We start from the raw sequence: 6,616 nt of genomic DNA, 5'->3' as shown, positions 1-6,616 counted from the left end.
GCAGCAGGCTGAAATAGGCGGGCAGCTTCTGCTCGACGGTCGCGTAGATTTTGCGATAGGCCGCCAGCACTTCGGCCTCCGACTTGAACGGCTTGAACTTGTCTTGCGCTGCCACCCATTGCGGCAAGCCGCCGGCTGGACCGGTGTAGCCCAGCTTGGGTCCGAGTTCGTCCATCTGCTGACGAATGCGCGCCACTTCCTTCAAGCCCAGTTCGTGGATCGCGTCCGCCGCGAGCGGCAGATTGGTGTTGTGCTGGATGCGTGCCTTGTACCAGGCCTGGCCATTCGGCAGTGCGCCGTAGCCCGAAGTCTCGCGGCTGGCCGGCAGGTAGTCGTTCTCGATGAACTGGCACAGGCGATCCAGCGCGGGGGCAATGCGAGCGACTGCGGCGCGATAGTCAGCGGTCAGTTGCTGCTTGTCCTTTGCCGAGAATTGCGCCGGCATGATTTTGATCGGGGTGTAGAAGATGCTGGCTTCAGGCGTGCCGCTTCGCAGTTGCTGGAACTGCGGCAGCATCTTCACCGTCAACGCCTTCGGCAGCACCACGCCCTGATGCATGCCTTCCTTCATATTGGCGATGGCCTGGTCGATCCAGGCCGGCAGCTGCTGCAGCCGGGCCAGATAGGCGCGGTACTGCTTGGGATTGGTCAGTGGCTGCGAACCGGTGCCGCTGGCGTAGTTCGCCAGCGTGCTCGGCACGTTATCGAATTGATTCAGCGGCAGCAGGTGCTCCGGGAAGGCTTCCAGATCGAGCATGGCGCTGATTTCGGATGCCAGCAGGTCGTAATTGAGCCGGGCACTGTCCGAAAGCCCGGCGCGGTCGATGGCGTGCAGTTGCTGCTGCATCTTGTGATACAGCGCGAACTGGCGGCTGCGCACGCTCGGGGAGATCGCCATGCCGAGGCGGTCGTCGTAGCGGCTGTCGCCGTTGGCGGTGGCGTACAGCAGGGGATCGAATTTGGCGCGGGCGTCATAGAAAGCGTCGGCCAGGCGGTCAAGGCGGACAGCAGCCTGGCTGGCCGCGGCGGCTGGACGGGGTGCGGCGTGGGCCAGCGTGCCGGATGCAAGGCCGGCCAACAGCGCGGCGGCGAGGGCGCCAGCGCGTAGCGATGGGTTGAAGCGAAGCATGGGTCTCCTCAGGTGATTTTTATAGAGCGTGTCGCTGGCGCGGAGTATAGCTGAGATGCGTTTGGTGCGTATCAGTCAACACTGTGCGTCCGTCAATAGGCCTACCGCCMGCATCCCTTCCTATCTACGATGAGGACATCCAGCCTTTGCTGTGATCTTTGTCCGACAACCCGTGAATTTGGAGATATCGCTATGTTCGCCGTGGATAACAACTCGCGCACTGCCAGCCAGGCGCCTCAGGAGCTGGTTCCCTCCCGCTACGCACTGCAAGTGGGCGAAATTGATGCTCTGGTCGTCAGCGATGGCGTGCTGCCCTTGCCAACGTCGACGATGGCCACCAACGTCGATCCGTCCGACCTGTCGAACTGGCTGGACTATATGTTCATGCCGCAGGAAGCGTTCGACTGGCCGCTGAATGTGATGGTGGCGCGCAGCGGCGAGCAGACCATTCTCATCGACGCGGGCCTGGGCGGACAGTTCGCGGGTTTTCCGCGCGCCGGGCAGTTCCCTCAGCGCCTGGAATCAGCCGGCATTGCGCTGGAATCCGTGACCGATGTGATCATCACTCATATGCACATGGACCACGTAGGCGGTCTGCTGGTCGACGACGTCAGGCAGCGCCTGCGCAAGGATGTGCGGATTCACGTTTCGGCCGCCGAAGTGGAATTCTGGACGCAGCCTGACTTCTCCAGCACCGTCATGCCGTCCGCAGTGCCGGCTGTGCTGCGCGAGACCGCAACCAGTTTCTATAACGAATACCGCGACCGCCTTTGCATCTTCAAAGACAAGCATGAAGTAGCGCCAGGCGTCACGGTTCGCCTCACCGGCGGCCACACGCCGGGACACGCCGTGGTCGACCTGGTCTCGGGCGGCGAGCGCCTGATGTTTGCCGGCGACGCCATGTTCCCGGTCGGTTTCGATCACCCGGAATGGCACAACGGTTTCGAACACGACCCGGAAGAGTCGGTGCGCGTTCGCGTCGGTCTGTTCCGCGAGCTGGCGGAAAACGGTGGCCTGCTGGTGGCTGCGCACCTGCCGTTCCCCTCCGTTGGGCGCGTGGCGGTGGACGGCGATGCCTTCCGCTACGTGCCGGTTATCTGGGACTACTGATCTTCGGCAGCCAGGGATCGAGCGGGATGCTCCAGATGTTCTGGCGTCCGTTGTCCCAGTCGTGAATACGCTGCAGGTCGCGCGCCGTGCTGTCGCGAGTGCGCGGCGTGGTGCGCGGCAACTGGCGATCAGTGCTGAAGTAAAGTGTGTGGCCATCGGTGCTGAGGCGCGGCTCGTTGACGTCGGTGTCGCCTTTGCCGTTGACGTCCGCGCCCAGGTCGACCGGCGCACTCCAGCCGCCGCCCAGGCGGTAGGCGATATACAGCCGCTCGTGCGCATCGCCTTTTGCGGGACGGGACGCGTAGATGATGAATGATTCGTCCGGCGCGATCACCGGATCGACATCCTGGGTTGTGCTATCGCCCAATGAAACCGGCTCCGGCGCCAGATAGTCTGCGCCGCGCGGCTGCGCGCGCCAGATGCGGAATGGTTGTCCAGCCACGGCGCGCATGATGAAGTAAAGATTGCCGTTGGCTGCGATCGCGGGCGCCCAGATGCTGGCGGTGCGGTTCACCGCTTCGGACAGCATGTGTGGCTGGCCCCAGCCGTCTCCCTTGCGGTCGACGCGCCAGAGATTGCCACCGGCAAGTGCAGGAGCACCCGCAGTCGCGGGCCGGTTGGAGACGAACACCAGATACGAACCATCCGGCGCCATGGCAGGCTGCTGGTCGTCCCATTCCCCAGAAAACGGCGCAATCTCGGGCTGGCTCCAGCCGTTGCCGCGCTTATGCGATATCAGCAGCGCACCATTGCGCGTGAATATCAGGGTGTTTCCATCCGGTGTAAAGGCCGGATCGCTGTCGTCGGCGGGACCGGAGATGTTTCCGGGCTCGAAGATGGTGGGTGCAGCCAGCGCCTGCGTGGCGCACATCAGGGCTGCGACGAGAATTGCGGTGGGCTTCATTGTGTCTCCATAGGTTCAATGAAGGCCCCACAATAGGAGGGAGGGCGGAACAGTGCCAGATTTTTGCGACGAAGAACGTCAGGAAGCGACGAGCGTTACCAGCCGCGCACGTACGGCGTCCAGATAGCTGCGTCCCACGCGGTAGGTGGCGCCGCGTTCGTCGACTGCCAGCCAGGTGCCCGCGCCGAGGTGGCGCAATTCGCTGATCTGGTCGGCGCGCAGGATGGTGGAGCGGTGAATGCGAACAAAGGCTGAGGGATCGAGGCGGCTCTCCAGTGCCGCCAGCGTTGATCGCATCAGATACCTGCGTTCCGCCAGATGGACGTGTACATAATCGCGGTCCGCCTCCAGTCGTTCGATGTCGGCCAGCGCCACGCGCACGACGGTGCCGCGGTGCGGCAACCACCAGTCGTCAGGCCGCTCCGGCACCGGTGTGCGTGCCGCCAGCAGTTGCTGCGCGCGCTGGCAGGCCCTCAGCAGGCGCGCCGGTTCGACAGGCTTCAGCACATAGTCGACCACTGCGCAGTCGAAGGCTTCGGTGCCGAAGTGGTCGTACGCCGTCACCAGGATCACCAGCGGGGCATTCGACAGGCTGCGCAGATGCCGGGCCAGCTCGATGCCGCTCATGCCGGGCATGCTGACGTCGAGGAACAGAACATCGGCCGGTTGCGCCGCAAGCAGGGCGAGCCCGCTGGCCGCATCGCCTGCGCTGCCGACGATGTCCACCATGCCGGTACGTTCGGCCTGTTGGCGCAGCACGCTGACCGCCAGCGGTTCATCGTCCAGGATCAGGGCGCGGAAGGTCATGCTGCGCTCCGTAACGGGAAACGGAGCTCGGTGATGAAGCCGGGCGTGGCGGCAGCAGGTTTGCATTCCGCCTTGTCGCCATAGTGCAGGACCAGCCGCTCGCGTACGTTTTGCAGCCCGATGCCCAGGCCCGCGCCTGCGGGAGGAGCAACACCCTGGGCGTCATCCGACACCGTGAGCAGCAGCGAATCGCCCACGGCCTGCGCACGAATGCTGACCGTGACCAGTGAGCTGCTGTGCGCTACGCCATGCTTGACCGAGTTCTCCACCAGCGGTTGCAGGATCAGCGCCGGCACACGCACATCGGCCACTGCCGGATCAAGTGCGATATCGAGCGCCAGCCGTCCGGGAAACCGCCGCAGCTCGATCGCGATATAGCGGGCCTGAAGATCGACTTCATCGGCCAACGTCGATTCGGCCAGCGGATCGGTGGCGAGCGCGGCTCGGAACAGGCGGGCCAGTTCACCGATCAGGGCCTGGGCTTCGTCGCCCCGGTGCTGGCCGATCAGGCCTTGCAGGGAATTCAGTACATTGAAGAAGAAATGCGGATTGACCTGGTAGCGCAGCGCACGGATTTCGGCCAGCCGTGCCGCTTCCCGGTAACGCGCTCCGGCCAGCAAGGCTTCTTTCTGCTCCGCCGCGGTAGCCAGCGACAGGCATAACAGCCCCCACGCCGCAAACACGAAGGACCAGTTGATCATCAGGTCGCTGACCGCCGTTACAAAATCCTGCATGCTGCAAACCAGTCCTGTATCGCAGGTTTCGTTGGGCAGTGGCGCCACCACGGAAAACAGCAGCGTGCTGCAGCTGGCGAAGATGGCCGCGGCGGGAATGGACATCGCAACCGTCAGTCCGATGCGGGTGCCAAGCGAGCTGCCGGACCGGCGCGCAAGCACCAGATTCATCAGCATCGACAAGCCGATACCGACCAGGGCCACCAGCGCGCGCCGTTCGAAGGCTTGCCATGGATGGTCGTAGGCGAGCAGGGCGCCGCGCAGGGTATAGGCGCCCAGAAAGGCCAGCCAGAACAGGGCCAGCGCGAGGGCCATGCGCGATGTGCGGATCGATGACATGGCGCGAGCGTAGCACGGCCCGTCGCCGATTGCAGCATTATCAGGGGATCAGGCCTTGGGCGCGGGCGTCTTCCATGCAGCGTCCAAGCATGGTGGTTCCCGCTTGCAGATTGGCCAGTGATAGTCCTGCGAAGCCGAAAAGCAGACCGGCACCGGCCTCACCGCCAGGATAATGCGGCGCCAGCGAGTAGAGGCCGACGCCATACGACTGGGCGTGGGCGATCAGATTTGCGGCCTGGGCGTGCGTGTGGCCGGGCAGCCAGGCCGCCAGATAGGTGCCACGGTCGCCGCCAGCCAGCACAAACGGGGAGCGCGGAATCGCGGCCAGCCCTTCGGCCAGCGCCGCGCGCCGCACGGCCAGGCTGCGCACGAGACGGGCGATGTGGCGTTCGAAGCGTCCTTCGGCCATGAAGTGCGCCATGGCGTATTGCTCCAGTGCCGGATGGCCCATGTCGGCCAGGTACTTGGCGCTGGCGAAGTCGCGCTGCAGGGAGCGCGGCACGACCAGATAGCTGAGACGCAGCGCCGGGAACATGATCTTGGAGAAGGTGCCCGAATAAATCACGCGTTCGCCGTCGCCGCTGGCCTTGAGCGCGGGAAGCGGATTGGCGCCGAAGCGCAATTCGCTGTCGTAGTCGTCCTCCAGAATGTAGCTGCCATGCTGTTCCGCGAACTGCAGCAGCTGCTGGCGGCGTCGACCCGACAACACGGCGCCGCTGGGGAATTGATTGGCAGGCGCGATGCTGATCAGGGCTGGTGCTGGAGCTGGCAGGCGATCCACCTGCATGCCGTCCTGGTCGGACGGAATCAGATGCAGTTGCGCGCCGGAGGCGTAGAAAATCTGGCGTACGGAGAAGTAGCAGGGCTCTTCCAGCGCGACGGGCGTCCCTGGTTCGACCAGCACGCGCGCCGTCAGGTCCAGTGCCTGCTGAGTGCCATTCACGATCAGCACATCGTCGCCGGTACAGCTGATGCCGCGCCGCCGCCGCAGATAGTCGGCCACCGCATGCCGCAGCTCGGGCACGCCCTGCAACGGCGGGTAGGAAGACGGTGAAGTGGCCAGGGCATGCAGCACACTGCGCCGCCACTGGTCGTGCAAGGCCGGATCATGCACCGGATTCCCGTACTGGAAATCGAAGCGCATGCCATGCGGCTTGAGCGCCTGGGCGCCTTTGAGTGCTTCCCGCGCCCGCGCTGCAAACAGGCTGGGAGGCTGGCCGCTGTTGGGCAGTGCGGTGCTTGGGCTGGCGACAGGGGCTGTCACCAGCCAGGTTCCGGCGCCGGGCCGCGCCACCGCGGCGCCTTCGGACACCAGCTGTTCATAGGCCGCTTTGACGAGTTGCGGCCAATGCGTAATTCCGCCGCGAGATCGCGCGTTGAAGGCAGGGGCAGTTCATCCCGTTCCGGATGGGCGCGCGGCACACGTTTCAGCGCGCGCGCGAGTTGCAGGTAAAGCGGTCCGGTTCCATCGAGTTCCAGAAGCATGGCGGCTGTCGCAAAAGTGGGTCTGTGGATTTTAGCAAAATTGGGTCTGTTGCAGGCCCGATGGATTGACTACAGTAGAAATCTATTCAACTCTTTTTTGTGCATACC

At 64.4% G+C, this 6,616-nt stretch carries 6 protein-coding genes; 1 reads left to right on the top strand and 5 read right to left on the bottom strand.

All coding sequences use genetic code 11. From position 1 onward, the window contains the following. A partial coding sequence (locus AB4Z11_RS19120) for a DUF885 domain-containing protein (RefSeq protein WP_442026921.1) occupies positions 1 to 1,129 on the bottom strand: 1,129 nt, incomplete at its 3' end. A 192-nt stretch (positions 1,130 to 1,321) separates the two neighbouring features. Here AB4Z11_RS19120 and AB4Z11_RS19115 point away from each other — a divergent pair. Continuing rightward, entirely contained in the window at positions 1,322 to 2,239 is a 918-nt protein-coding gene (locus AB4Z11_RS19115; RefSeq protein WP_442026919.1) for an MBL fold metallo-hydrolase, read from the top strand. Here AB4Z11_RS19115 and AB4Z11_RS19110 read toward each other — a convergent pair. From AB4Z11_RS19110 to pdxR, 4 genes are all read right to left on the bottom strand, one after another. Continuing rightward, on the bottom strand, positions 2,223 to 3,143 hold the full coding sequence (locus AB4Z11_RS19110; RefSeq protein WP_442026918.1) for a TolB family protein: 921 nt from the start codon (positions 3,141 to 3,143) through the stop codon (positions 2,223 to 2,225). The genes AB4Z11_RS19115 and AB4Z11_RS19110 overlap by 17 nt on opposite strands. A 78-nt stretch (positions 3,144 to 3,221) precedes the next feature. After that, positions 3,222 to 3,950, bottom strand: coding sequence for a LytR/AlgR family response regulator transcription factor (locus AB4Z11_RS19105; protein ID WP_442026916.1), 729 nt, complete (start codon positions 3,948 to 3,950; stop codon positions 3,222 to 3,224). After that, positions 3,947 to 5,023 carry a sensor histidine kinase gene (locus AB4Z11_RS19100; RefSeq protein ID WP_442026915.1) on the bottom strand — a complete coding sequence of 359 codons (1,077 nt, stop codon included), beginning with the start codon at positions 5,021 to 5,023 and terminating at the stop codon, positions 3,947 to 3,949. The genes AB4Z11_RS19105 and AB4Z11_RS19100 overlap by 4 nt, the downstream gene beginning before the upstream one ends. 40 nt (positions 5,024 to 5,063) lie before the next feature. Further along, positions 5,064 to 6,380 (bottom strand): MocR-like pyridoxine biosynthesis transcription factor PdxR, encoded by a 1,317-nt coding sequence (pdxR, locus tag AB4Z11_RS19095; protein ID WP_442026923.1) that lies wholly within the window; start codon positions 6,378 to 6,380, stop codon positions 5,064 to 5,066. Positions 6,381 to 6,616 lie beyond the last annotated feature (236 nt).

This window comes from Pseudoduganella sp. RAF53_2 (assembly GCF_052113985.1).
Lineage (GTDB): Bacteria > Pseudomonadota > Gammaproteobacteria > Burkholderiales > Burkholderiaceae_D > Rugamonas.
The sequence above is the reverse complement of the archived record's forward strand: the minus strand, read 5'-3'. Positions and strand labels throughout refer to the sequence as shown.

Coding starts and splice junctions, on each gene's coding strand:
- AB4Z11_RS19100 (WP_442026915.1), bottom strand. CDS start 5,023: ATGTCATCGATCCGCACATCGCGCATGGCCCTCGCGCTGGCCCTGTTC.
- AB4Z11_RS19105 (WP_442026916.1), bottom strand. CDS start 3,950: ATGACCTTCCGCGCCCTGATCCTGGACGATGAACCGCTGGCGGTCAGC.
- AB4Z11_RS19115 (WP_442026919.1), top strand. CDS start 1,322: ATGTTCGCCGTGGATAACAACTCGCGCACTGCCAGCCAGGCGCCTCAG.
- AB4Z11_RS19110 (WP_442026918.1), bottom strand. CDS start 3,143: ATGAAGCCCACCGCAATTCTCGTCGCAGCCCTGATGTGCGCCACGCAG.